This window comes from Pseudomonas sp. AD21 (genome assembly GCF_002878485.1).
In the GTDB taxonomy this organism is placed as follows: Bacteria; Pseudomonadota; Gammaproteobacteria; order Pseudomonadales; family Pseudomonadaceae; genus Aquipseudomonas.
In genome coordinates this window covers 39,114-62,019 of record NZ_NQYG01000006.1, presented here as the reverse complement: position 1 = coordinate 62,019, position 22,906 = coordinate 39,114, and the positions used below count along the sequence as shown (strand labels likewise).

The 22,906-nt window shown below is 61.4% G+C and carries 26 protein-coding genes and 1 pseudogene; 12 read left to right on the top strand and 15 right to left on the bottom strand.

Features of this window, described 5'->3' with window-relative positions:
* Positions 1–22: 22 nt before the first annotated feature.
* Positions 23–487, top strand: coding sequence for a TIGR02444 family protein (locus PseAD21_RS05505; protein ID WP_102354816.1), 465 nt, complete (start codon positions 23–25; stop codon positions 485–487).
* On the opposite strand, the gene PseAD21_RS05500 is transcribed toward PseAD21_RS05505, so the two are convergent.
* A complete protein-coding gene (locus PseAD21_RS05500; RefSeq protein WP_102354815.1) occupies positions 484–1,632 on the bottom strand; it encodes an AlgP family protein in 1,149 nt (382 codons plus the stop codon). The two genes, PseAD21_RS05505 and PseAD21_RS05500, sit on opposite strands and share 4 nt — an antisense overlap.
* A 192-nt stretch (positions 1,633–1,824) precedes the next feature.
* On the opposite strand from PseAD21_RS05500, the gene PseAD21_RS05495 reads away from it, so the two are divergent.
* A complete protein-coding gene (locus tag PseAD21_RS05495; RefSeq protein ID WP_102354814.1) occupies positions 1,825–2,490 on the top strand; it encodes an FKBP-type peptidyl-prolyl cis-trans isomerase in 666 nt (221 codons plus the stop codon).
* Positions 2,491–2,565: 75 nt separating this feature from the next.
* On the opposite strand, the gene rsd is transcribed toward PseAD21_RS05495, so the two are convergent.
* The 8 genes and pseudogenes from rsd to PseAD21_RS30200 form a co-directional block, all read right to left on the bottom strand.
* Positions 2,566–3,024, bottom strand: coding sequence for a sigma D regulator (rsd, locus tag PseAD21_RS05490; protein ID WP_102354813.1), 459 nt, complete (start codon positions 3,022–3,024; stop codon positions 2,566–2,568).
* A gap of 186 nt (positions 3,025–3,210) precedes the next feature.
* Positions 3,211–3,762 (bottom strand): disulfide bond formation protein B, encoded by a 552-nt coding sequence (locus PseAD21_RS05485; RefSeq protein ID WP_102354812.1) that lies wholly within the window; start codon positions 3,760–3,762, stop codon positions 3,211–3,213.
* A gap of 218 nt (positions 3,763–3,980) precedes the next feature.
* On the bottom strand, positions 3,981–5,219 hold the full coding sequence (locus tag PseAD21_RS05480) for a heme biosynthesis protein HemY (RefSeq protein WP_102354811.1): 1,239 nt from the start codon (positions 5,217–5,219) through the stop codon (positions 3,981–3,983).
* Positions 5,216–6,358, bottom strand: a complete 1,143-nt coding sequence (locus PseAD21_RS05475) for a uroporphyrinogen-III C-methyltransferase (protein WP_102354810.1) — start codon at positions 6,356–6,358, stop codon at positions 5,216–5,218. The genes PseAD21_RS05480 and PseAD21_RS05475 overlap by 4 nt, the downstream gene beginning before the upstream one ends.
* A gap of 16 nt (positions 6,359–6,374) precedes the next feature.
* A complete protein-coding gene (locus PseAD21_RS05470; protein WP_102354809.1) occupies positions 6,375–7,142 on the bottom strand; it encodes a uroporphyrinogen-III synthase in 768 nt (255 codons plus the stop codon).
* Positions 7,139–8,080 carry a hydroxymethylbilane synthase gene (gene hemC / locus PseAD21_RS05465; RefSeq protein WP_102354808.1) on the bottom strand — a complete coding sequence of 314 codons (942 nt, stop codon included), beginning with the start codon at positions 8,078–8,080 and terminating at the stop codon, positions 7,139–7,141. Before hemC ends, PseAD21_RS05470 begins: the two co-directional genes overlap by 4 nt.
* A gap of 138 nt (positions 8,081–8,218) precedes the next feature.
* Entirely contained in the window at positions 8,219–8,965 is a 747-nt protein-coding gene (locus PseAD21_RS05460) for a LytTR family DNA-binding domain-containing protein (RefSeq protein WP_003229385.1), read from the bottom strand.
* A pseudogene (locus PseAD21_RS30200) lies at positions 8,962–9,111 on the bottom strand (sensor histidine kinase); the annotation flags it as partial. The pseudogene PseAD21_RS30200 and the gene PseAD21_RS05460, both read right to left, overlap by 4 nt.
* A 326-nt stretch (positions 9,112–9,437) precedes the next feature.
* On the opposite strand from PseAD21_RS30200, the gene argH reads away from it, so the two are divergent.
* Positions 9,438–10,832, top strand: coding sequence for an argininosuccinate lyase (argH, locus tag PseAD21_RS05455; RefSeq protein ID WP_102354807.1), 1,395 nt, complete (start codon positions 9,438–9,440; stop codon positions 10,830–10,832).
* A 130-nt stretch (positions 10,833–10,962) separates the two neighbouring features.
* Here the strand turns inward: argH and PseAD21_RS05450 are convergent, their stop codons facing one another.
* Positions 10,963–11,622 carry a glutathione S-transferase family protein gene (locus PseAD21_RS05450; RefSeq protein WP_102354806.1) on the bottom strand — a complete coding sequence of 220 codons (660 nt, stop codon included), beginning with the start codon at positions 11,620–11,622 and terminating at the stop codon, positions 10,963–10,965.
* Positions 11,623–11,745: 123 nt separating this feature from the next.
* Here PseAD21_RS05450 and PseAD21_RS05445 point away from each other — a divergent pair, with 123 nt between their 5' ends.
* The 3 genes from PseAD21_RS05445 (at position 11,746) to PseAD21_RS05435 (ending at position 15,556) form a co-directional block, all read left to right on the top strand.
* On the top strand, positions 11,746–12,030 hold the full coding sequence (locus PseAD21_RS05445) for a hypothetical protein (protein WP_102354805.1): 285 nt from the start codon (positions 11,746–11,748) through the stop codon (positions 12,028–12,030).
* A 254-nt stretch (positions 12,031–12,284) separates the two neighbouring features.
* Entirely contained in the window at positions 12,285–12,530 is a 246-nt protein-coding gene (locus PseAD21_RS05440; protein WP_047596728.1) for a TIGR02647 family protein, read from the top strand.
* A gap of 182 nt (positions 12,531–12,712) precedes the next feature.
* Entirely contained in the window at positions 12,713–15,556 is a 2,844-nt protein-coding gene (locus tag PseAD21_RS05435; RefSeq protein WP_102354804.1) for a class I adenylate cyclase, read from the top strand.
* A gap of 7 nt (positions 15,557–15,563) precedes the next feature.
* Here the strand turns inward: PseAD21_RS05435 and rnk are convergent, their stop codons facing one another.
* The 3 genes from rnk to cyaY form a co-directional block, all read right to left on the bottom strand.
* Positions 15,564–15,983 (bottom strand): nucleoside diphosphate kinase regulator, encoded by a 420-nt coding sequence (gene rnk / locus PseAD21_RS05430; protein ID WP_038359156.1) that lies wholly within the window; start codon positions 15,981–15,983, stop codon positions 15,564–15,566.
* Positions 15,984–16,238: 255 nt separating this feature from the next.
* Complete coding sequence (locus tag PseAD21_RS05425; RefSeq protein ID WP_102354803.1) at positions 16,239–16,454, bottom strand: DUF1289 domain-containing protein; 216 nt, start codon at positions 16,452–16,454, stop codon at positions 16,239–16,241.
* Positions 16,455–16,456: 2 nt separating this feature from the next.
* Complete coding sequence (cyaY, locus tag PseAD21_RS05420) at positions 16,457–16,783, bottom strand: iron donor protein CyaY (RefSeq protein ID WP_102354802.1); 327 nt, start codon at positions 16,781–16,783, stop codon at positions 16,457–16,459.
* A 319-nt stretch (positions 16,784–17,102) separates the two neighbouring features.
* Here cyaY and PseAD21_RS05410 point away from each other — a divergent pair, with 319 nt between their 5' ends.
* From PseAD21_RS05410 to PseAD21_RS05385, 6 genes are read left to right on the top strand one after another with little or no spacing between them, the layout of a single operon-like run.
* On the top strand, positions 17,103–17,276 hold the full coding sequence (locus PseAD21_RS05410; protein WP_007911098.1) for a lipoprotein: 174 nt from the start codon (positions 17,103–17,105) through the stop codon (positions 17,274–17,276).
* A gap of 9 nt (positions 17,277–17,285) precedes the next feature.
* A complete protein-coding gene (gene lysA / locus PseAD21_RS05405) occupies positions 17,286–18,533 on the top strand; it encodes a diaminopimelate decarboxylase (protein ID WP_102354801.1) in 1,248 nt (415 codons plus the stop codon).
* A gap of 3 nt (positions 18,534–18,536) precedes the next feature.
* Positions 18,537–19,367, top strand: a complete 831-nt coding sequence (gene dapF / locus PseAD21_RS05400; RefSeq protein WP_102354800.1) for a diaminopimelate epimerase — start codon at positions 18,537–18,539, stop codon at positions 19,365–19,367.
* A 13-nt stretch (positions 19,368–19,380) separates the two neighbouring features.
* The gene (locus PseAD21_RS05395; protein WP_102354799.1) at positions 19,381–20,106 is read left to right on the top strand and encodes a DUF484 family protein; all 726 of its coding nucleotides are present in this window, start codon (positions 19,381–19,383) and stop codon (positions 20,104–20,106) included.
* 2 nt (positions 20,107–20,108) lie between these two features.
* Entirely contained in the window at positions 20,109–21,005 is an 897-nt protein-coding gene (gene xerC, locus PseAD21_RS05390) for a tyrosine recombinase XerC (RefSeq protein ID WP_102354798.1), read from the top strand.
* Positions 21,005–21,712 carry an HAD family hydrolase gene (locus PseAD21_RS05385; RefSeq protein WP_102354797.1) on the top strand — a complete coding sequence of 236 codons (708 nt, stop codon included), beginning with the start codon at positions 21,005–21,007 and terminating at the stop codon, positions 21,710–21,712. Before xerC ends, PseAD21_RS05385 begins: the two co-directional genes overlap by 1 nt.
* A 234-nt stretch (positions 21,713–21,946) precedes the next feature.
* Here PseAD21_RS05385 and sutA read toward each other — a convergent pair whose 3' ends face one another.
* Together sutA and PseAD21_RS05375 are read right to left on the bottom strand one after the other, a co-directional pair.
* The gene (gene sutA / locus PseAD21_RS05380) at positions 21,947–22,273 is read right to left on the bottom strand and encodes a transcriptional regulator SutA (protein ID WP_007920420.1); all 327 of its coding nucleotides are present in this window, start codon (positions 22,271–22,273) and stop codon (positions 21,947–21,949) included.
* 102 nt (positions 22,274–22,375) lie between these two features.
* On the bottom strand, positions 22,376–22,801 hold the full coding sequence (locus tag PseAD21_RS05375) for a secondary thiamine-phosphate synthase enzyme YjbQ (RefSeq protein ID WP_102354796.1): 426 nt from the start codon (positions 22,799–22,801) through the stop codon (positions 22,376–22,378).
* Positions 22,802–22,906 lie beyond the last annotated feature (105 nt).

Below are 22,906 nucleotides of genomic sequence, written 5' to 3'. Positions count from 1 at the left end.
CACAACTGGCGCGAGTAGCACGATGTCCTCTGACCTGTGGAGCTTTTCCCTTGCCACCTACGCCCGCCCGGGTGTGGAACCTGCCTGCCTGCAACTGCAAACGGCGGGAGCCAATGTGTGCCTGTTGCTGTGCGGTGCGTGGCTGGAGCAACGTGGCGTGGCCTGTGACGAACAGCGCGTAGAACAGCTGAGAACGCTGGTGGGGCCTTGGGATAGGGAGGTGGTGCAGCCACTGCGCGCGCTACGCACTCAATGGAAAACCCTGGCCGAAGATGATCCGGTACTCAAGGGCCTGCGTGAACAGATGAAAGCGCTGGAGCTGGAAGCCGAGCGGCATCTGTTGTGGCAACTGGAACAGGTCGCTCAGGACTGGCCGTTACAGGATGCATCCGCGTCGGGGCAATGGCTTGAGCGTCTGGCGGCAACGGCCGCCAGCCCGAACCGCGACGCGCTGCAAGTGCTGCGCGTCGCGGCAACCGGCACTTAGGAAGCGCTGGTCGGGTTGCTGGTGACGCTCGACGCAGCGGCTGGCGTTGGCGCAGTCGTGGTGGTCGAGGTAGAAGCGGCGGAAGCAGGTGCAGCGGCCGGCGCTGGAGCGGCTGGCTTGGCGGCAGGTGCGGTCGCCGGTTTCGCGGCAGTTGGTTTGACGGCAGCTGGTTTGGCAGTGACCGGTTTTTTCGCGACAGGTTTGGCAGCTGGTTTGGCTGCTGGCTTGGCGGCTACTGGTTTGGCAGCAGGCTTGGCGGCAGCGGTCGCCGGTTTTGCGGCGGCAGGTTTTGCGGCGGGCTTGGCAGCGGTTTTAGCGGCAGGCTTGGCGGCAGGTTTGGCGACGGCTTTGGCAGCTGGTTTTGCAGCAACCGGTTTGGCCGCCGGCTTGGTTGCCGGTTTTGCCGCTGCAGTTTTGGCGGCGGGTTTTACTGCAGGTTTTGCAGCCGGTTTAGCCGCGGCGGTTTTTGCCGGTGCAGCTTTGCGTGCAGCAGGTTTTGCGGCTGGCTTGGCAGCTGGTTTTGCAGCAGCCGGTTTGGCGGCGGCAGTACGTGCGGCAGGTTTTGCAGCGCTGGCCGCAGCAGGTTTTTTCACCGCGGTTTTTGCAGCAGGTTTGGCCGCTGCTTTAGCTGGCGCCTTGGCGGCTGGTTTGGCCGTTGGCTTGGCAGCAGCGGTTTTGGCAGGGGCTTTCGCTGCAGCAGGTTTGGTTGCCGCTTTCTTCGCAGGCGCTGCAGCAGGTTTGGCTGCGCGGGAGGTCAGCGCCTTGCCGGCGGCTTCTTGCACGCGACCGACACCCTGGGCCAGTTTCAGGCTTTCCTGGGCATCACGCTTGAGTTGCAGAATGTAGCTGCGGGTATCGGACTGACGATCCTTCAGCGCATCGAGCAGGTCTTCAAGTTCTTTCACTGCCGCCTTGGCCTTGTTCTGTGCCTTGGCTTTACCGGCAGTGGCTGCGTCCTGCAATTTGGTGCGGGATTTGTGCAGTTTTTCTTGCGCCTTGCCGCGTTGTTTTTCCAGTTTGGCGAGCAGTTTTTCAGCATCAGCCAAGGCTTGGGAGCAAGCGTTTTCCAAATGCTCGAGCAGGCTGCCCGAGAGTTGTTGGAGTAAGTGCAACGGAGTGTTTACAGGCTTCTTGGTGGCCGACATGGTTTACCTCCTGGCTGACGTGAGTGCGGCTCATACTAGACCTCTGCTGCTACCGCCGCTAGGTCATCTTGACAGTAACGAAACCGTTGCGTTGCAACGAAGTGAAAATGTTCTGCACAAAGACAAAAGCAGTTCACCGTTGCAGACGTTCGCGCTGGCATAATCGCCCGCATCTCAGGACGGAGAGTGCCCATGTCGCGCTACCTTTTTTTATCCCTCTGCATGATTTTTTCCGCCGCTCACGCCGACGAAAAAACCACCGCGAACGATGCCCACGACCTGGCCTACAGCCTTGGCGCCAGCCTCGGTGAACGACTGCGCCAGGAAGTCCCGCAATTGCAGATCCAGGCACTGGTCGACGGTTTGCAGCAGGCCTATCAAGGCAAGCCACTGGCACTGAGCGAAGCACGGATCGAGCAGATCCTGGCCGATCATGAATCGCAAAACGCCGAACATTCAGCGCTGCCTTCGAGCGATGCCGCGATGGAAAACGAGCAACGTTTTCTCACCGCCGAAAAAGCCAAGCCGGGCGTAAAGGAACTGGCCGACGGCATCCTGCTGACTGAGCTGACTCCGGGTAATGGCGCCAAGGCCGGTCCGGATGGAAAAGTACAGGTGCTGTACGTCGGTCGACTACCGGATGGCACGGTGTTCGATCAGAACACTCAGCCGCAATGGTTCAGCCTCGACAGCGTGATTACCGGCTGGCGTACCGCGTTGCAGAACATGCCGGTGGGTGCCAAGTGGCGACTGGTGATTCCATCGGATCAAGCGTATGGCGCCGACGGTGCAGGGGATCTGATTGCGCCGTTTACGCCGCTGGTGTTTGAAGTCGAGTTACGCGGCGCTACGAGCTGATAAACCCCGACTCGCAGACATAAAAAACGCGGTGCGCTTTCGGCGCACCGCGTTTTTTTGCCTGCGAAAAACCATTCAGGCCTGAGCTGTATCTTCCTGCTTGTGTGCCGTGTGCAGCACTTCAATCAGACAGTCTTCCAGCTCGAAGCGCTCGTGAAGCAGGCCACCCAGTTCCTTGAACTTCTCGGCGACGCATTTGCCCTCGTCGCACAAATCGTTGAACGCCAGCAGCTTCTCGGTGATGACGTCGATGCGCGGATAGATCGTCTCGGCGAGTTCCAGACCACGCGTGTCACCGAACGCCTTGGCTTCGCCCGTCAGCTGTTCGTAGATCTCGAAGTGCCCGGCCGAGACGTAATCGACCAGCACACCGCAGAACTCCTGCAAGGGCTTGCGGTTCTCGGACAGCGCCTCAGGTTGCGCACCGAGCTTGTCGTAGGCACCGATCAGTTCTTCACGCTCTTGCAACCAGCGGTCGATCAGCAGATGAACTCCACCCCAGCGTTCCTGAGCATTCTGACAACTTTCGAGCATGGCGATCTCTCTTCCCTTGTGGGTCATGCTGCTCTACACCCGCGCCCCTCTTCTGGCTTTTATCGCTTGGAGGCCGACCGGGCAGAGCGTCATCGAGCAACATAAATCCAATGACACGTGCGGGCCAGATTATGCCCGCACGCCTATGGCTTCAAGGTACGCAGGAGATAAAGTTCATACAAGTGTTTAATCCCTGACCAGCATACGCTGCGACGCTTCGCCGCTGAGCGGTCGTTGCAGAGCGCTCCAGACCAGCCGCAGCAATTGGTACACCGCCAGAATCGACATCGCCACAAAGAACAGCAGGCTCCATTCCGGGATACTCAAATCGAACAGCGTCCAGGAAATTTCTGCGCAATCGACACCGCCCTTGAACATCCGCACCGTTGCACACAACCACGGCAGGTTGCTGAACAGCGCTTCGGAGTCGGGCGCGCAGCTCGTCATTTGTACCAGCGGATCGCTCTGCAACAACACCTGCCGCCAGGCGGCGGTGGTGCCGCCCAGGCTGACGCAAAACGTGATCATCCAGTAGAGCGACAGGCCAACACGCCGTGGGCCATGCACCGCCGCCAGCCCACAACAGACCGTCAGCAACGCCATGAAGAACCGTTGCGCGAGGCACAGGCTGCACGGCGTCAGCCCGACCGCATATTCGAGGTAATAGGAAGCTCCCAGGGCCAGGGCCCCTGCAGTGAAAGCCGTGAAAAACAAGGAGCGTGAACAGGCCAACGACATGGCTTTTCCGTAACAGTAGAGACAGGCAGTTACGGTAGAGGAAAGCTTGTCAGCCTTTCAAGGCGGGTCCCTGCCGACAGTTCAACAGAAGTGTAGGGAAAACCCGACAGGGGCCAGAGGAATAGGTGTAGTCCGTTGTAGGACTTCACCCAGGACGCCAACAAAAGGTAATTATTCGCTCGCTGGAGCTTAACGAGGGAGCGTCCTCCCTCGTGACTTCAGGCGTGAACCGGCACCGGCAATGGCGCGGCCAGAAGACGCTCATCCAGCAGTCCGAGACCTTCCTGGAACAACTCATTGCTGCGCTCGGTGTCACCCAGTTGCGCGAGCAGGCGCGCCAGCTCTGCGCAGGCTTCCGGGTTGCGTTGCACCCGCAGGCTGCTCTCCAGATAATCCCGCGCCTTGCCCCACAAACTGGCCTGCAGACAAAGCCGTCCCAAGGTCAGCAGCAGGCTCGGATCGCCCGGATGTTCCTTGAGCCAACCTTCGGCGGTGTGCAACTGACGCGCCGGGTCGCTGCCGCGCACCAGACCATAGAGTCGCGCCAGATGGCTGTCGTACTTGCGCTTGAGAGCGCTGCGCAGCACTTCCTCGGCTTCGACCTGAGCACCCAGCTGACGCAGTTGCTCGGCATACGCCAGCACCAGCGCCGGCTCCTGGCGTTGGGCGGAACTCAGTTGCTCCCAGGCAAGATTGAGTGACTGCAGACCGACCTTGCCGTCTTCGTCGCGGTGCGCAGCCAGGGATAGGTTGTTGCCCCAGGCGCGACGTTCCAGTTCAGCCAGTTCAGCCGGCGGCAGAGCCTTGTCCTTGCGCAGTTCCGGCAGCAGGCGGATGACCGCCGACCAGTCGCCACGCTGTTGATGCAAGCGCTGCAACTGACGCAGGGTCTGCACGTTATGCGGATGCCGCTCGTGCATCGCTTGCAGGGTCACCAGTGCGCCATCGGTGTCACCGCGATCGGTCTGCAATTGCGCATGACTCAAGGCAATCGCCAACTCGGCCTGAGGCTGGCGCTCCAGCGCACGCTCGAGCAACTGATCACACTCCTCGTACTTGCCTTGTTCGTTGGCCGCGCGGGCGGCACCGAGGTAGTACAGCAGCGGTTGGCGCTCGGCTTCGGCGGCGCGATACAGATGGCGTTGCGCGCTGGCCCAGCGCCCTTCGGCCAGATCCAGCTGACCGTGTTCGATCGCCACCTGCACCCGACGACTGCGGTTACGCCGCGACCAGGGATTGACCACGCCACTGGAGGTCATGACCAGTTCGACCAGCGCCTTGATACCCCAGATCAGCAGCCACAACACCGCGATCAGCGCCAGCGTGGCCCACAGGCTCGACTCGTAGCGGAAGCTCTTGTAGGCAATCAGCACGTACCCGGAGTGCTCGGCAATCGCCAGGCCCAGTGCCGCCGTCGCGGCAATCACCAGAAACACGATCACATACAGGCGTTTCATGGCGTGGTCTCCTGCGCGGTGTTGGCGGCAGGTTTGGCGAACGGTTTGACCGATTCTTCAGCGTTGACGTTACGTCGCTCCAGATAACCCTGCACCGCACTCAGCGTGCCGGTCAGATCAGGCGTCTTGACCGTGACCGGTTGCTGGCTCAGCTCGGCGACCTGTTCGAGCATGATTTTGCTCTGCGGATTGTCCGGATTGAAATTGCCCCTGAGCACGTCCCGCGCTTCGGTCAGCGCCTGGGTGTAAACCGGCGCCTGACCATTGAGCGCGGCCCACTGCGCCTGCTCCAGTGCCAGGCTCAGGGCCAGACGCACCTGACTCAGACTCTGCCCGGCCAGCAGTGGCTTCACGTTCTTGTCAGCGTTGAAATCGATGCGGATGTAACGCGAAACCTGATCCCACCACTGCGCCCAACGACTGGCGCCATCGCCGTCAGCGGTCAGACCCAGCAGCGATTCGCCACGATCCTTGTACTCCGGCGCCAGTTCGGTCAGCTCGATGACCTGATCACGCAAGGCGCCAATGCGCAGGAACAAGCCAGTGCGATCCGGCTGCTCGGTGCTGCGCAGGGCGACCAGGGTTTTTGCCACTTGCTCGCGTGCTACGAACGAGCCCGGGTCATTCTGTTCACGGAGGATTTCGTCGGCACCCTGCACCAGCGCCTGGGCGCTGCTGATGTCCTGCAAGGCCGACAGACGAAGACTGGCCAGACGGAGCAGATGCTCGGCCTCGGCCAGGCGCCAGTCCTTGCGGCTGGCGCCGAGGACGGTTTCCAGACGCTGATTGAGGCGCTGCTGATCACCCTGCAACTGCGTCACCAGACGCTGGCGATCAGCAAGTTCGTCGGCCCCCGGCAACTGCGCGAGGCGCTCGGTCAGGCGCTGCTCGTTGAGCTTGAGGCTCTGGGCCTGATCGTTCAACGCCTGCACCTGGCCCGACTGTTGTGCGGTGTTGGTCTGCAGGTGACGCACCTGCCAGACACCCCAGCCACCGATCGCCACGCCGGCAGCGCCGAGCAACAGGGCGACAATGGCCAGTCCGTTGCCTCGGCGCGGCTCCTTGGCCGGCGGTGGAGTTTCAACCTGGGCATCGATCACAGGCTGGACATCATCTTTAGGCAAGGCTGTTTCGCTCACGTATCCATCCTTTGCATTAGAGAACGGGCACGGGATGCTCCCGTAGCGCCGTCAGCAAAGCCGCGGCACTCGCGCCGCGGCAATCCACAACTGTTTGGGCCCCGGCGGCACGTGCCAGCTCGGCGACCCTTGGGCTTGGAACAAACAACGGCCACTGCGCAATCGCAGGCCAGGCAGCGCCGGCCATTTGGCGCAGGTGCTCGAAACCCTGTCCACTGCTGACCACCAGCCCGTTCAAGCGTTCCGCTTCGATCCGCCGCGACAACTCTTGCGGCGAGTAGGTCGGCAGGTCACGCCGATACAACTCCAGATACTCGACACTAGCACCTAGCGCGCGCAGACGCTCGGCGAGCAGCTCACGACCACCCTCCCCGCGCAGGATCAACACCTGCGCGCCAGACTGCGCAACCGCTTCGCGCAGACGCGGCAATTGCAACAAGGCTTCGCTGTCATCGCCGGTGGCCGGGAAGTGCACGTCCAGGCCGCGCTCGCGAAGAATCTGCGCCGTCGCCGCACCGACGCTGAACCAGGGCATCGCCAACGATGACAAGCCAAAGGCATCGAGCAGGCCGACTGTGATTCGCGCCGCTGGCTTGCTGACCACGATGACCGCGCTGCAGTTCGACAGCTGGGTCATGGCCTGACGTATTTTCTCAGAGACCGGCAGCGGCACGATGTCCAGAAGCGGCAGGCAACTGCTGAAAAAACCTTCTGCGGCCAACACCTCGGCCAGCGCCGCACAGTCGTCCGCAGGGCGCGTCAGCAGCAGGCGCCAGCCGGTCACTCGTGACCTGCCTCGCCATAGACCGCTTTGAGAATGTCGTCGGCACCCTGGCTGAGCAGGTCTTCAGCGACCTTCACGCCCAGCGCTTCGGCATCGGCACGCGGGGCGCGAGCCTCGGCGCTGAGCAGCTTGCCACCGCTCGGCTCGCCGACCAGACCACGCAGCCATAACTGCCCATCTTCGAGCACGGCGTAGCAGGCGATTGGCACCTGGCAGCCGCCATTCAGATGTTTGTTGAGGGCACGTTCGGCAGTCACACGCGAAGAGGTATCGGCGTGATGCAACGGTGCGAGCAAGGCGTGGATCTGCGTGTCGGCGCTGCGGCATTCGATGCCGACGGCGCCCTGGCCACCAGCCGGCAGACTGTCGTCGACGCTGATCGGCGAAGTGATGCGGTCTTCGAAACCGAGACGGATCAGACCCGCCGCCGCGAGAATGATCGCGTCGTACTCACCGGCATCGAGCTTGGCCAGACGGGTATTGACGTTACCGCGCAGGAAACGGATTTGCAGATCCGGGCGGCGAGTCAGCAGTTGCGCCTGACGACGCAGGCTGGAGGTGCCGACGATGCTGCCGGCCGGCAACGCGTCGAGGCTTGCGTAAGTATTGGAAACGAAAGCGTCACGCGGGTCTTCGCGTTCGCAGATGCAGAACAGGCCAAGGCCTTCGGGGAAGTCCATCGGCACGTCTTTCATCGAGTGCACGGCGATGTCGGCTTCGTTTTCCAACAGCGCGGTTTCCAGTTCCTTGACGAACAGGCCCTTGCCGCCAATTTTCGACAGCGGCGAATCAAGCAGCTTGTCGCCGCGACTGACCATGGGCACCAGCGTCACCAGCAGCCCCGGATGGGCCGCTTCCAGACGGGCTTTGACGTATTCGGCCTGCCAGAGGGCCAGCGCACTTTTACGGGTGGCGATGCGGATTTCGCGAGAGGACATGGATCAATCCGTACTGAATAGATACGGCGGATAATAACAGCTCAGCCAAATCCACTTTGACTTGAATCAGAAACGGCGTGGCCTCCCTGGCCGGCAATGCCTGGTAACAAGACTGCAGAACCGCCCGGAATGACCGGCTTACAGGCCCTGCATCATTTTGCGCACACCGGCCACATGCCGGCGGCTGACGATCAACGCATCGCCGTTCAGGCCCTTGAGGAACAGCTGGAAATGCCCCAGTGGCGTGCGTTGCAGGCGCTCGATGCGGTCACGGGCGACTAGCGCGTTGCGGTGGATACGCACGAAGCGTTCGCCGAATTCGTCTTCGAGGGCCTTGAGCGGTTCGTCCAGCAGCACTTCGCCGCTCTCATGGCGCAAGGTCACGTACTTGTGATCGGCAATGAAGTAGACCACCTGATCCAGCGGGATCAGCTCGATGCCTTTGCGGGTACGGGCGCTGATATGACTGCGCGGGCCGTTGCCGCTTTCGGCAGCAGGACGGGTCAGGGCCGAGAGTTGGGCCCGGTTGGGACGTTCAGCCCGTTTCAGGGCGTCATGCAGATGTTCGGTTCGCACGGGTTTCACCACATAGCCCACGGCGCTGGCCTGCAGGGCTTCCACGGCAAATTCATCGGGGCCGGTGCAAAACACCACGGCCGGCGGCGTTTCGCGTTCGCACAGACGGGCAGCCACCTGCAGGCCATCCAGACCCGGCATGCGGATATCGAGCAGCACGATATCCGGCTTGTGGCTGTCGATCAGCGCCAACGCCTCTTCGCCATTCGTGGCGCTGGGCTCCAGGACTGTGTAACCCTCGAGCTCGCTTACCATTCGGCTTAGGCGCTCGCGAGCCAGTGGTTCGTCATCAACGATCAGGACATTCATATTGCGCTGGATTCCTGCGTGAGTCTCGCACAAGGATAGCGTAGACAGGTGAAGTGACGTCCGTCACCGCGATCCACGCTAAGACTAGCCCGAGCGCCAAAAAGTGCCGTACGTCGGCCAGCAATATTTGCCAGTGCCCGGGTCGTACTGCTCAAAGCCCGCTGTTTCCTGCGTTTTTCACGCGGCTTGCCAAAGGACAAATCCACCCACCCCCTCTTCTTATAGTCGGCGTCCGGACCTTTGTGCGATCCGCAGTCGCGCCGACCCTTATGTCCAACTGTAGACGCTTGCCGAGCCGATATTGCTCAATCGGAAAATATCCTTGCGCAAATCCCCCGTGGACAGCGCCGACTATGAACCAGCAGATGAGAAAAAAACGTATCGACCAGTGTCAGCGACAGGATTGGCAACCCTGTTATTATCCGTGCCAGCGTTTCACGCCTTCTTTCTCCAAGCCGATACGAGCGAATTCATGAGCACTGACAAGACCAATCAGTCCTGGGGCGGCCGCTTCAGTGAACCCGTCGACGCCTTCGTCGCCCGCTTCACCGCCTCCGTCACTTTCGACCAGCGCCTGTATCGCCACGACATCATGGGCTCGATTGCCCACGCCACCATGCTGGCCAAGGTCGGCGTACTGACGGATGCCGAGCGCGACAGCATCATCGATGGCCTGAAGACCATCCAGGGCGAAATCGAGGCCGGCCAGTTCGACTGGCGCGTCGACCTCGAAGACGTGCACATGAACATCGAAGCGCGCCTGACCGACCGCATCGGCGTCACCGGTAAGAAACTGCACACCGGGCGCAGCCGCAACGACCAGGTCGCCACCGACATCCGCCTGTGGCTGCGTGACGAAATCGACCTGATCCTGGCCGAGATCACCCGCCTGCAAAAAGGCCTGCTGGAGCAAGCCGAGCGCGAAGCCGCGAGCATCATGCCGGGCTTCACCCACCTGCAGACTGCGCAGCCAGTGACCTTCGGGCACCACATGCTGGCCTGGTTCGAAATGCTCAGCCGCGACTACGAACGCCTGGTCGACTGCCGCAAGCGCACCAACCGCATGCCGCTGGGCAGCGCTGCACTGGCCGGCACCACCTACCCGATCGACCGCGAATACACCGCGCAACTGCTGGGCTTCGACGCCGTCGGCGGCAACTCGCTGGACAACGTTTCCGATCGCGACTTCGCCATCGAATTCTGCTCGGCCGCGAGCATCGCGATGATGCACTTGTCGCGTTTCTCCGAAGAACTGGTGCTGTGGACCAGCGCGCAGTTCCAGTTCATCGATCTGCCGGATCGTTTCTGCACCGGCAGCTCGATCATGCCGCAAAAGAAAAACCCCGACGTGCCAGAACTGGTACGCGGCAAGACCGGCCGTGTGTTCGGTGCGCTGATGGGCCTGCTGACTTTGATGAAGGGCCAACCGCTGGCCTACAACAAGGACAATCAGGAAGACAAAGAGCCGCTGTTCGACGCCGCCGACACTCTGCGCGACTCGCTGCGGGCCTTTGCCGACATGATCCCGGCGATCAAACCCAAGCACGCGATCATGCGTGAAGCGGCGCTGCGCGGTTTCTCCACCGCGACCGATCTGGCGGACTACCTGGTACGCCGTGGCCTGCCGTTCCGTGATTGCCACGAAATCGTTGGTCACGCGGTGAAATATGGCGTGGACACCGGCAAGGATCTGGCCGAGATGAGCCTGGAAGAACTGCGCCAGTTCAGCGACCAGATCGAAGAGGACGTGTTTGCCGTGCTGACCCTCGAAGGCTCGGTGAATGCCCGTGACCATATCGGCGGCACTGCGCCGGCGCAGGTCAAGGCCGCGGTGGTTCGCGGTCAGGCGCTGATCTCCAGCCGCTAAAAAACCAAAAGCTTCGCGAGCAAGCCCGCTCCCACATTGGATCTGTGCTGAACACAAAATCTGTGAACGTCACAGATCCAATGTGGGAGCGGGCTTGCTCGCGAATGCTGACTTCAGAGCGCTACAAATCTCACTTCTTCGCCGCGATCATCGCCAAAAACCCCGGCATCGCCGCCTCTTTATCCGCCGCAATCTTCTGCACATGAGGATTCTGCTCAAGCCGCTCCAGCAGCGCCTTGGCCTTCGGCATTTCAGCCAGCAAATCCAGATCGAACAGCTTTTTGCCCACCGCACACGCCAGCGGCACGCTGTACAGGAAGTACAGATCGGCAATGCTCAGACTGTCGCCCGCCACGTACGGGGCGAATTTGCCGTGCCGACCCAGCGCAGCGAAACCCAGCAGCAGCTCGGCCTTGGTTTTTTCCTTGATCGCCTCCGGCACCGCCGCGCCAAAGAATGCTTCGCCATAACAGGCGCGGCCCGGCAACTCGATATAGAGCTCGATTTCCTTGGCAATCGCCAGCACCTGTGCACGCTCGAACGGATCGCTCGGCAGCAGTGGCGTACCTTTCAGGGTCTGTTCGAGGTATTCGAGGATGATCGCGGTTTCATTGATGAAACCCTCCTCGACGCCCAGCACCGGCACTTTGCCGCGCGGACTGATGGCCAGTGATTCCGGGGTCTGTGCCGGGTAGAACGTGACCTCTTCGAACGCCAGGCCTTTTTCCAGCAGTGCCAGTTTGACCATGTTGTAGTAGTTGCTGACAGCGAATCCATAAAGCTTGAACATCACATAGCCTCCAGGCCGTGCGGGGTGGGCAGTCACTGTTTATAGATCGCCGGACTCGATCCTGCCAGCAGCAACACACCGCTGAATGCGGGTAAACTGGCGCCTTTCCTTGAGGAGCCTGCCATGAGCGAGCCGACAGACATCGACAACGACGAAGAAGAGTTCACCGAGGCGACGTTGATCGAAGCCATCGAGAACCAGATCGAAAGCGACAACCCGCCAGCGGCCAAGGCGACTTACAACAAGCTGACGCTGGTGGGCGTCGAGCGCGAAGAGATCCTCAATCTGATGGCGCACGTGCTGGCCTACGAGATTGACGCGATGCTCGATGAAGACCGCGCATTCAATACCGAATGGTACGAAGCGGCGCTGCGTGCATTGCCTGAGTTGCCACCAGAAAAGCAGTAACCCCCGATCCTGTAGGAGTGAGCCTGCTCGCGATAGCGTTCCGTCGGTGAAGAATATGCCGACAGGCACTCCGCTATCGCGAGCAGGCTCACTCCTACAATGTTTGTTACGTATCCATCCGGCCATCTCCCGAGCCCCAACTACACTGGAATCCGCCTCAAGACAAAATCCCTGATCTGAGCACTGGACATGCCGCAGAAGCGGGTTCACCTTAGGGGCGCTGTCGTCCAATTCCTAGAAAGTCTGGAGTCCTTATGTCGCTTACCCCTGAGCTGGTTGCCGAACTGGAAGTCCTCGCACTCTTCAACCTGGACAGTTCCCAGGAAGGTTTGAAAATTCATCAGACCGCTGCCCCGAAACACATTGCCGCCGCCAAACGCCTCTTCGAAAAAGAACTGACCGACCAGCCCGATGGCGGGTATCTGACCAGCCTGGGTCGCGATGCCGCGCAAAGTGTGCAAACCGTGCTGACCATTCTGAGAGAGCAGGAAACCGCCTGACTTCCCGTCTTTGCCCACGGGAACCCCTGCCACGGGATTTCCGCGGGCCCACTTGATTGCCTCGTGCTAAAAATCTGACGTCAAAAAACAAATTCAGCTTAAAAGTCCCGCTGCGCAAAGGCTAAACTGCCTCCCAATCCGAGACCCTCTTCGTCCGAGCCTGCGAGCCGGTTTGAGCTGACATGACGCGCACCCATGAAATCCGCCCCGACCTGGACGAAGGCATCGACCGCAAGGTACTCAGCCAGTTGCGTGCGCGTTTTCTCAAACTCAATGAAGGCCGTCTCGGCCGTGCACTTGAAGGCTTGTCGAGCCGCCAGCAAGGCGTGCTGACCCTGCTGCCGCTGTTTTTCCACGTCAATCACCCGCTGCTGCCGGGTTATGTCTCGGGCAGCACGCCGGCCGGGCTGTCCAACTACGAGCCGGACGCCAACGTGCTTGCCGAAGCTCAGCGGCTGACCCGTTCGTTCTCCTACAAGCCACGCCACGGCAGCAATCCGCCACGGCCGATTCACGGGCTGTTCCTGATGGGCAGCCTTGGCACGCTGGCCCAGGCCGATCAGAGCGACATGGATGTGTGGGTCTGCCACGCGCCGGATCTCACCGACAGCGAACTGGCCGAGCTGCGCAAAAAATGTCAGTTGCTCGAAACCTGGGCCGCCAGTCAGGGTGCCGAGGCACATTTCTTTCTGATCGATCCGGTGCGCTTCGTCAAAGGTGAGCGCGACACCCAGTTGAGTTCCGAGAACTGCGGCACCACCCAGCATTACCTGCTGCTCGACGAGTTCTACCGCACGGCGATCTGGCTGGCCGGACGCACGCCGATCTGGTGGCTGGTGCCGGTCTACGAAGAAGGCGCCTACAACCTCTACACCCACACCCTGATTTCCAAGCGCTTCATCCGCGCCGACGAGACCCTCGACCTCGGCCACCTGGCAACGATTCCGCCTGGCGAGTTCATCGGCGCCGGACTGTGGCAACTGTTCAAGGGCATCGAGTCGCCCTACAAGTCGGTGCTCAAGCTGCTCCTGACCGAGGTCTACGCCAGCGAACACCCACAGGTGCAGTGCCTGAGTCTGCGCTTCAAAAAAGCCGTGTTCGCCAATCAGCTGGATCTCGATGAGCTTGATCCGTACATGGTCGTGTACCGGCGCATCGAGGAATACCTCACTGCGCGCAACGAACCAGAGCGCCTGGAGCTGGTGCGCCGCGCGCTGTACCTGAAGGTCAACCGCAAGCTCACCGGCAACAGCCGCAGTCAGGGCTGGCAGCGTTCGCTGCTGGAGCGTCTGGCCAGCGAATGGCATTGGGACCAGCGCCAACTGGCGCTGCTCGACAGTCGCAGCCAATGGAAAGTCCGCCAGGTCAGCGCCGAACGCCGCGCGCTGGTCAACGAGCTGAATTACAGCTATCGCTTCCTGACCCAGTTCGCCCGCACCGAACAGACCGTCAGCCTGATCAACAAGCGCGACCTGAACGTGCTTGGCCGCCGCCTGTACGCAGCGTTCGAGCGCAAGGCCGACAAGGTCGAGTTCATCAATCCCGGGATCGCCCCGGATCTGGCCGAAGACACCTTGACGCTGGTGCAGTCACCGAACAAAAAGGAACCGGGGCAAACCCACTGGGGCCTGTACAACGGCAGCCTGACCGCGCTGGAGTGGGAGCATTTCGCGCCGATCAAGCGCAGCCGTGAGCTGCTCGAACTGCTCACTTGGTGCCATCGCAACGGCGTGATCGACAGCAGCACCCGTCTGGCCCTGCATCCAGGCACCAGCGACCTGAGCGAGTTCGAACTGTTCAACCTGCTCGGCAGCCTGCAACAGTGCATCGCCCTGCCCTTGCCCACAGTCGCCGAAGAGCCATTGCTGCGCGCCGCCGTGCCGAGCGAAGTGCTGATGCTGGTCAACGTCGGCGTCGACCCGCTCAAGCATCACCGCGACCTGAACATCCTGATGACCACCGAGCGCACCGACTCGCTGAGTTACGCCGGGGTCCGGGAAAACCTCGTGCTGACCCTCGATCAGGTCACGCTCAACAGCTGGAACGAAGTGCTGGTCAACCGCTTTGACGGCCCCCATGCGTTGCTCGACTGCCTGCGCGACTACCTTAACAACCTGCCACGCGGCCCGCAGCAACCATCATTGAAGGTACGTTGCTTCTGCCACAACCGTGCGCAGTTCATTGCCCGCCGCGTCGAAGAGATCGTCGATACCGCGCAAAACCTGCTGCTCAGCGAGCTGAACCATCGCTATCTGATTCAGGTGCAACAGCACTATCACGTGCTGGAACTGGTGCCGGGACAGGTCAATCACGTTGCCCTCGCGACATTGCCGGCACTGCTTGATTACCTCGGCGAAGAACAGGCACGTTACAGCCCGCTGCACCTGGACCCGATGGCACTGGAAGAACACGACCTGGCGCTGATCCTGCCGATGGGGCAGCCGGAATCGATTCAGGTGTTCTACCGGATTACCGAGCAACAGGCCGAGCTGTACGTGCTGGATGAGTTCAACGCACTGTGGCAGCAGCGTCTGCCGTATCACGACGAGCAGAGCCTGCTGGTGCCGCTGCAACGCTTCCTGCAATCGATTCAGTACCGGCGTGAAGCGCTGTTGCCGATGGACGGCAGCCCGGCGATCAGTCTCGAGACTTTGTATTACCAGTTGTTGCCCTCAGGACCGGGACGCGCGCGCCGGGTCGAGGCACGGCCGGCGCCGCAGACCCCGGTCAACAAACCGTTCTACGACGTACAGGCGATCATCGGCAAGGCCGCACCGGCAGAGGTGCAGGTCACCCTGTATTGCAATCAACGGGAATTCAGCGAGCTGGAACATGGCGACCAGCTGTTTCATGTGGTCGCCCGGGAGATCATCGAGCAGCGCCGCGAGACCGAGCGCTATCGCTGCTACATCACCGACCTGGACTTGTCGGGCCTGCTCGGTGATGGTCAGAGTTCAAGCAATTTGTATCTGCGCTACAAGGCCGACCTGGAGCGCGCCCTGAACGAGGCGCTCGAACAGGTCTGAGGCGGGGTTACTCGCGGAAATCACCGCCGTTGGCCGGCTGCGATTCGACTTCCAGCAACGTCAGTTTCAGGGTCTTGCCACCTGGGGCCGGCCAGTCGATGTGCTGACCGACCTTCAGGCCCAACAATGCGCTGCCGACCGGCGCCAGGATCGAGATCTTGCCTTCATCGGCGTTGGCATCCTTGGGATACACCAGCGTCAGGTGGTAATCCTTGCCACTGCCCTCTTCGCGGCAATGCACACGGGAATTCATCGTCACGACATCGGCGGGCACCTCATCGTGGCCGACCACGGTGTCGGCGCGATCCAGCTCGGTTTGCAGCGCGATCACGCCCGGCGCAGCCTGGTCTTTCTCGTTCAGGTTGTCGATCAGGCGCTCCAGACGTTGCACGTCCAGACGGGTAAGGGTGATGGAAGGTGCGGTCATGATCCGGGCAGACTCCTTTCTTCTGCACACAAAAAAAGCAAAACCCCGCCAAAAAAGACGGGGTTTTCACCGGGCCTCGATGGGTTGAGGCGTGTTCCGACACTATCACAGCTCAAAAAATATACAAGTCACCCACCCCGACACCACGCAACCTCTGTGACGAGGGGATATATCCCCGATGGGTCGCGCAGCGGCCCCAGGCTTTTGAGTCTGCTGCGCAGTCTATCGGGGATAAATCCCCTCACCACAACATCCCTAGGCCAAGGATCTGCGGGCAGTAGCCTGGGCAACGATCACCCGCCGTCGCTCATCATCCGCCGAGCGCCATTCACGAATGTCTTCGACATGTCGCGCGCAGCCAAGGCAAACCTTCTGCTCATCCAGCCGGCACACGCCGGTGCACGGCGAAGGCACCGCCGGGCTGACGTTGCTGTAAAGCGGCTTGGGTGGGCGCGGGGCAACCTCGGTCACGATCAGATCTCTTCGAAGTCCAGCTTGAGGTCCGCCTGATCCTGAACACAGCGAGCCAACACTTCACCGAGCAATTCTGCGGACTTCTCGCAGCTCCACTTGCCCGACTCTTCGTCGTAGTCAAAATGGAACCCACCGGAACGCGCCGCCAGCCACAGCTGACGCAGCGGCTCCTGGCGGCTGATGATCAGCTGGCTGCCGTTATCGAACTTGATGGTCATCATGCCGGCCGTGATCTCGATATCGTCGGCATGATCCTCCAGCAACTCTTCCAACGCCTGCTGGGTGGCATCGACCAGATCGTGGAAACGCGCTTCGGACAAACTCATTGTGGCAACCTCAAAAAAATGTCTGCTCAGGCTCAAGCGCCGCAAGATACGGACGCTGCCGGCCGATTGCAAAGGATAACGACCAAGGGCCGATTGGCCCATCCAACACCGAACCCTGTGGGAGCGAGCCTGCTCGCGAAAGCGGTGTATCAGGCAGCGAGCCTGTTGAACCTGCCGCCCTCTTCGCGAGCAGGCTCGCTCCCACGGGGATTTGTGCGCATCCGGACAAGCCCCGCCGGACGGGAACCCCCTCGCATAGGCAAGCTGCCGGGTGGCCGGTATACTCCGGCGCAATTAACGCATTTTCAAGGATTTCGCCATGAAGCGCCTGATCTCTTCCCTTGCTGCGCTCGTCGCGGTTGCCTGCCTCGTTTCGGCCTGTGGTCAAAAAGGCCCGCTGTACCTGCCGGATGACGATCAGGACCCGGCCGAGCAAGCCCAGTCTTCGCAAAAGCAGCCGTCCAAAGCTCACAAGCACGACGTTTACCAATAAGGGATCGCCATGGACGCTTTTAACTACCGTGGCGGGGAGCTGTTCGCGGAAGGTGTGGCGCTGTCCGCCATCGCCGACCGTTTCGGCACGCCCACCTATGTCTACTCGCGCGCGCACATCGAAGCTCAGTATCTGGCCTACGCCGATGCCTTGGCCGGCATGCCTCACCTGGTCTGCTATGCGGTCAAGGCCAACTCCAACCTCGGCGTGCTGAATGTCCTGGCCCGTCTCGGCGCCGGCTTCGACATCGTGTCCCGTGGCGAGCTGGAACGTGTGCTGGCCGCTGGCGGCAGCGCCGACAAGATCGTGTTCTCCGGCGTCGGCAAGACCCGTGACGACATGCGTCGCGCGCTGGAAGTCGGCGTGCACTGCTTCAACGTCGAATCCACCGACGAGCTGGAGCGCCTGCAAGTGGTCGCCGCCGAGCTGGGCGTTCGTGCGCCGATCTCGCTGCGCGTGAACCCGGACGTCGACGCCGGCACCCATCCGTACATTTCCACCGGTCTCAAAGAGAACAAGTTCGGCATCGCCATTGCCGACGCCGAAGACGTGTACGTGCGTGCCGCGCACCTGCCGAACCTGGAAGTGATCGGCGTCGACTGCCACATCGGCTCGCAACTGACCACCCTGCCGCCGTTCCTCGATGCCCTCGACCGCCTGCTGGATCTGGTCGACCGCCTCGGCGATTGCGGCATCCACCTGCGCCACATCGATCTCGGTGGTGGCCTGGGCGTGCGTTATCGCGATGAAGAGCCGCCACTGGCCGGCGACTACGTCAAGGCTGTGCGCGAGCGTCTGAACGGGCGTGATCTGGCGCTGGTGTTCGAACCGGGCCGCTTCATCGTCGCCAACGCCGGTGTGCTGCTGACTCAGGTCGAGTACCTCAAGCACACCGAACACAAGGATTTCGCCATCGTCGACGCGGCGATGAACGACCTGATCCGTCCGGCGCTCTATCAGGCCTGGATGGATGTCACCGCAGTCAAACCGCGCGACACCGCAGCGCGCCCGTACGACGTGGTTGGCCCGATCTGCGAAACCGGTGATTTCCTGGCCAAGGACCGTGAACTGGCTCTGGAAGAAGGCGATCTGTTGGCCGTGCATTCGGCCGGTGCCTACGGTTTCGTCATGAGTTCCAACTACAACACTCGTGGCCGTGCCGCTGAAGTGTTGGTAGACGGTGATCAGGTATTTGAAGTGCGCCGCCGCGAAACCGTGGCCGAGCTGTTTGCCGGCGAAAGCCTGCTGCCGGAGTAACCCATGCTGCTGCGTTTTACTAAAATGCACGGCTTGGGCAATGATTTCATGGTTCTCGACCTGGTCAGCCAGCACGCGCATATTCAGCCCAAGCACGCCAAGCAATGGGGCGACCGGCACACCGGTATCGGTTTCGACCAGTTGCTGATCGTCGAAGCGCCAAGCAACCCGGACGTGGATTTTCGTTATCGGATCTTCAATTCCGATGGCTCGGAAGTCGAGCAGTGCGGCAACGGTGCGCGCTGCTTCGCACGCTTTGTGCTCGACAAGCGCCTGACCGCCAAACGGCAGATCCGCGTCGAGACCAAGGGCGGCATCATCGAGCTGGACGTGCGTAACGACGGCCAGATCGGCGTCAATATGGGCGCCCCGCGCCTGGTGCCGGCGGACATTCCGTTCGAAGCACCAGCGCAGGCTTCCAGCTACCAGCTGGAAGTCGACGGCACCACGGTCGAACTGGCCGCCGTGTCGATGGGCAACCCACACGCCGTGCTGCGCGTGCAGGACATCAACAACGCACCGGTACATGAACTGGGGCCGAAAATCGAACACCATCCGCGCTTCCCGGCGCGGGTCAATGTCGGTTTCATCCAGGTCATCGACCGTAACCGCGCGCAACTGCGCGTGTGGGAGCGCGGCGCCGGGGAAACCCAGGCCTGCGGCACCGGCGCCTGCGCCGCGGCTGTCGCGGCAATCAGCCAGGGGTGGATGGATTCGCCGCTGTTGATCGACCTGCCCGGCGGGCGTCTGTCCATTGAATGGGCAGGCCCTGGCCAACCGGTGCTGATGACCGGTCCGGCAGTGCGTGTATACGAAGGACAAGTGCGTCTTTGAGTGAGCAGAAACCATGACCGATAAGCCTCAGGTACCCGCCCGACAGTCCGACGAATCAGCGTCCGAGAGCCTGGAGGCGGCAGCGGTTGCCGCGTACCTGGAGGCTCATCCGGACTTCTTCGTCGAGCACGAAGAACTGCTGCCCGCCCTGCGCATTCCTCATCAACGCGGCGACACCGTGTCGCTGGTCGAACGACAGATGACTATCCTGCGCGACCGCAATATCGAGATGCGCCACCGCCTCTCGCAGTTGATGGACGTGGCCCGCGATAATGATCGCCTGTTCGACAAGACCCGCCGCCTGATCCTGGCGCTGATGGACGCCGCCAGCCTCGAAGACGTGGTGATCAGCGTCGAAGACAGCCTGCGCCAGGACTTCCAGGTGCCTTTTGTCAGCCTGATCCTGCTCGGCGACAACCCGGCACCGGTCGGCCGCTGGGTGACTCACGCCGACGCGCAAACCGCTATCGGCGGCTTGCTCACCGAAGGCAAAAGCGTCAGCGGCACGCTGCGTGAACATGAGCTGGACTTCCTGTTCGGCGAAGAGCAGCGCAAGCAGATCGGTTCCACCGCAGTGGTCGCCGTCAGCCATCAAGGCATCCACGGCATTCTGGCGATCGCCAGCCGCGATCCGCAGCACTACAAGAGTTCGGTCGGCACGCTGTTCCTCAGCTACATCGCCGAAGTCATGGGCCGCGTGCTGCCACGGGTCAACAGCTCCCTGCGCTCGGTACGCTGAGCATGGAACGACAACTGGACGCTTACTGCGAACACCTGCGCAGTGAGCGACAGGTGTCGCCGCACACCCTTTCGGCCTACCGCCGCGACCTCGATAAAGTCCTCGGCTGGTGCCTCAAACAGAACATCGACAGTTGGGCCGCGCTGGACATCCAGCGCCTGCGCAGCCTGATCGCCCGTCTGCATGCGCAGGGTCAGTCTTCGCGCAGCCTGGCCCGATTGCTCTCGGCGGTGCGCGGGCTCTATCACTACCTCAATCGCGAAGGCCTGTGCGACCACGACCCGGCCACTGGCCTGGCGCCGCCGAAAGGCGAACGTCGCCTGCCGAAAACCCTCGACACCGACCGTGCATTGCAACTGCTTGAAGGTGCGGTCGAGGACGACTTTCTGGCGCGGCGTGATCAGGCCATTCTGGAGCTGTTCTACTCCTCGGGCCTGCGTCTTTCCGAGCTGACCGGGCTCAACCTCGATCAGCTCGACCTTGCTGACGGCATGGTCCAGGTGCTCGGCAAGGGCAGCAAGACCCGACTGTTGCCGGTAGGCAAAAAGGCCCGCGAAGCGATCGAGCAATGGTTGCCGCTGCGCGCCATGACCAACCCGGCGGACGACGCCGTGTTCGTCAGCCAGCAAGGTCGGCGCCTCGGCCCGCGAGCGATTCAGGTGCGGGTGAAACTGGCCGGCGAACGCGAGCTTGGGCAAAACCTGCACCCGCACATGCTGCGGCATTCTTTCGCCAGCCACTTGCTGGAATCCTCGCAGGACCTGCGCGCGGTGCAGGAACTGCTCGGCCACTCGGACATCAAGACCACGCAGATCTACACCCACCTGGACTTCCAGCACCTGGCGGCGGTCTACGACAGCGCCCACCCACGGGCCAAACGCAGCAAAGGCGACGATTAATGAACATCCAGTTGATCACCTTCGACCTCGACGACACCCTGTGGGACACCGCCCCGGTGATCGTCAGCGCCGAAGCGGTATTACGCGAATGGCTGAGCGAACATGCGCCGCACCTGGGCGCGGTGCCGGTGGAGCATTTGTGGGCAATTCGCGAGCGGGTGCTGGCCAGTGAACCAGGCCTCAAGCACCGCATCAGCGCATTGCGTCGGCGGGGGCTGTTCCACGCATTGGAGGAGGCCGGGTACGCCCACCGCGAAGCCTCGGATCTGGCGGACAAGAGCTTTGAAGTGTTTCTGCATGCACGGCACCAGATCGAGGTGTTCCCCGAGGTCGAGCCGGTGCTGGAGATTCTCGCCAATCATTACTCGCTTGGCGTAGTCACCAATGGCAATGCCGATGTGCGTCGATTGGGCCTGGCGGATTACTTCAAGTTTGCGTTGTGCGCGGAAGATATCGGCATCGCCAAACCGGATGCGCGACTGTTTCATGAAGCCTTGCAGCGCGGTGGCGCCACGGCCGAAACCGCCGTGCATATCGGTGATCATCCGGGTGATGACATTGCCGGGGCGCAGCAGGCCGGGTTGCGGGCGATCTGGTTCAACCCGGCGGGTAAGGTCTGGGAAGCGGATCGTTTGCCGGATGCCGAAATCCGCAGCCTGAGCGATTTGCCGGCGGTGCTTGCGCGCTGGAATGCCACTTCCGCCTGACACAAAACCGCCTTTTTGTGGCGAGGGGATTTATCCCCGATGGGCTGCAAAGCGGCCCCAGATGCAGCAAACCCGAAAGTCCTGACACTCCACGCAATCTGACTTCACGGCTGCTGCGCAACCGATCGGGGATAAATCCCCTCGCCACAGTGACCGCAGCGGGTCGTGCATTTTCTAAAGGCATGAAAAAGCCCGCAGCGACGGCGGGCTTTTTCAGCAAGCAAGCGGCACGCCTCAGATAGGGCGGCTGCCGTACTTGTTGTCCGGCTTCTTCGGAGGATCGGCGACCACATTGGCCTCCACTTCCTGCACTTTTCCGCCGCGCGACAAGAACTCTTCCATGGCCTTGGCCAGGGCGTCGCGTTCCTTGTTCTTGGCTTCAATGCTCGGCAACTCGTCTACCGACACCGCAGCCTTGGCTTTGCCTTTGGCAGCCGGGGCCGGCGTATCGTCACCGCCATCGTCGTCAGCAACGTCTTCCGCTGCTGCTTCCAAGCCTTCCTCGGCCTCGTCTTCGTCGCCTACTTCGAGGTCGTCGTTTTCCAGATCATCGTCGCTCATGTTCTACCTCATGACTTGCGAAAAGCAGATTAGTTATAGACCAGCTTTGGCAACTGTCGAAAGTCGCCGTTAAAAAATCAGTAACCATTGGTGACCAACGGTTTACGCCCCTTCACCGTACAAGGTGGCAAGGACTTTTCGAGCACCGCCATGATCACGATGCTCGCCCAGATAAACGCCTTGCCAGGTTCCCAGAGCCAGGCGCCCCGCCGATACCGGCAAGCTGATCTGGCAGCCAAGCACGCTGGCCTTGAAGTGCGCCGGGAGGTCGTCCAGGCCTTCGTCGTTATGCTCATAGCCGTCTGTTCCTTGTGGGATCAGACGATTGAAAAATCGTTCGAAGTCGCGACGGACCGCCGGATCGGCGTTCTCGTTGATGGTCAACGACGCCGAGGTATGCTGCAGCCACAAATGCAACAGACCGACCCGGCACGCCCTGAGTTCAGGCAGGCCGGCGAGTAACTCGTCCGTTACCAGATGAAAGCCCCGGGGCCGTGCCCGCAGGGTTATCAGAGTCTGTTGCCACATACAGTTCTCCGCACGTTCGGGGCGCATTCTAGCGCGCTCAGGGAAAAAACAAAGACCCTAATATTCCCGCAATGATGTAAGCGATTGGCCGCAGAAAAACGCCCG

Excerpts from the sequence above, each read along its gene's own strand:
- rnk (WP_038359156.1), bottom strand. The coding sequence starts at position 15,983 with ATGACCGCACCTTCCATCACCCTTACCCGTCTGGACGTGCAACGTCTG.
- PseAD21_RS05440 (WP_047596728.1), top strand. The coding sequence starts at position 12,285 with ATGTCGCTTACCCCTGAGCTGGTTGCCGAACTGGAAGTCCTCGCACTC.
- PseAD21_RS05410 (WP_007911098.1), top strand. The coding sequence starts at position 17,103 with ATGAAGCGCCTGATCTCTTCCCTTGCTGCGCTCGTCGCGGTTGCCTGC.
- PseAD21_RS05500 (WP_102354815.1), bottom strand. The coding sequence starts at position 1,632 with ATGTCGGCCACCAAGAAGCCTGTAAACACTCCGTTGCACTTACTCCAA.
- PseAD21_RS05445 (WP_102354805.1), top strand. The coding sequence starts at position 11,746 with ATGAGCGAGCCGACAGACATCGACAACGACGAAGAAGAGTTCACCGAG.
- sutA (WP_007920420.1), bottom strand. The coding sequence starts at position 22,273 with ATGAGCGACGATGATCTGGAAAACGACGACCTCGAAGTAGGCGACGAA.
- PseAD21_RS05485 (WP_102354812.1), bottom strand. The coding sequence starts at position 3,762 with ATGTCGTTGGCCTGTTCACGCTCCTTGTTTTTCACGGCTTTCACTGCA.
- PseAD21_RS05505 (WP_102354816.1), top strand. The coding sequence starts at position 23 with ATGTCCTCTGACCTGTGGAGCTTTTCCCTTGCCACCTACGCCCGCCCG.
- cyaY (WP_102354802.1), bottom strand. The coding sequence starts at position 16,783 with ATGAGTTTGTCCGAAGCGCGTTTCCACGATCTGGTCGATGCCACCCAG.
- hemC (WP_102354808.1), bottom strand. The coding sequence starts at position 8,080 with ATGTCCTCTCGCGAAATCCGCATCGCCACCCGTAAAAGTGCGCTGGCC.
- PseAD21_RS05435 (WP_102354804.1), top strand. The coding sequence starts at position 12,713 with ATGACGCGCACCCATGAAATCCGCCCCGACCTGGACGAAGGCATCGAC.
- PseAD21_RS05495 (WP_102354814.1), top strand. The coding sequence starts at position 1,825 with ATGTCGCGCTACCTTTTTTTATCCCTCTGCATGATTTTTTCCGCCGCT.
- PseAD21_RS05460 (WP_003229385.1), bottom strand. The coding sequence starts at position 8,965 with ATGAATGTCCTGATCGTTGATGACGAACCACTGGCTCGCGAGCGCCTA.
- PseAD21_RS05375 (WP_102354796.1), bottom strand. The coding sequence starts at position 22,801 with ATGTGGCAACAGACTCTGATAACCCTGCGGGCACGGCCCCGGGGCTTT.
- PseAD21_RS05480 (WP_102354811.1), bottom strand. The coding sequence starts at position 5,219 with ATGAAACGCCTGTATGTGATCGTGTTTCTGGTGATTGCCGCGACGGCG.
- argH (WP_102354807.1), top strand. The coding sequence starts at position 9,438 with ATGAGCACTGACAAGACCAATCAGTCCTGGGGCGGCCGCTTCAGTGAA.
- xerC (WP_102354798.1), top strand. The coding sequence starts at position 20,109 with ATGGAACGACAACTGGACGCTTACTGCGAACACCTGCGCAGTGAGCGA.
- dapF (WP_102354800.1), top strand. The coding sequence starts at position 18,537 with ATGCTGCTGCGTTTTACTAAAATGCACGGCTTGGGCAATGATTTCATG.
- lysA (WP_102354801.1), top strand. The coding sequence starts at position 17,286 with ATGGACGCTTTTAACTACCGTGGCGGGGAGCTGTTCGCGGAAGGTGTG.
- PseAD21_RS05385 (WP_102354797.1), top strand. The coding sequence starts at position 21,005 with ATGAACATCCAGTTGATCACCTTCGACCTCGACGACACCCTGTGGGAC.
- PseAD21_RS05450 (WP_102354806.1), bottom strand. The coding sequence starts at position 11,622 with ATGTTCAAGCTTTATGGATTCGCTGTCAGCAACTACTACAACATGGTC.
- PseAD21_RS05395 (WP_102354799.1), top strand. The coding sequence starts at position 19,381 with ATGACCGATAAGCCTCAGGTACCCGCCCGACAGTCCGACGAATCAGCG.
- rsd (WP_102354813.1), bottom strand. The coding sequence starts at position 3,024 with ATGCTCGAAAGTTGTCAGAATGCTCAGGAACGCTGGGGTGGAGTTCAT.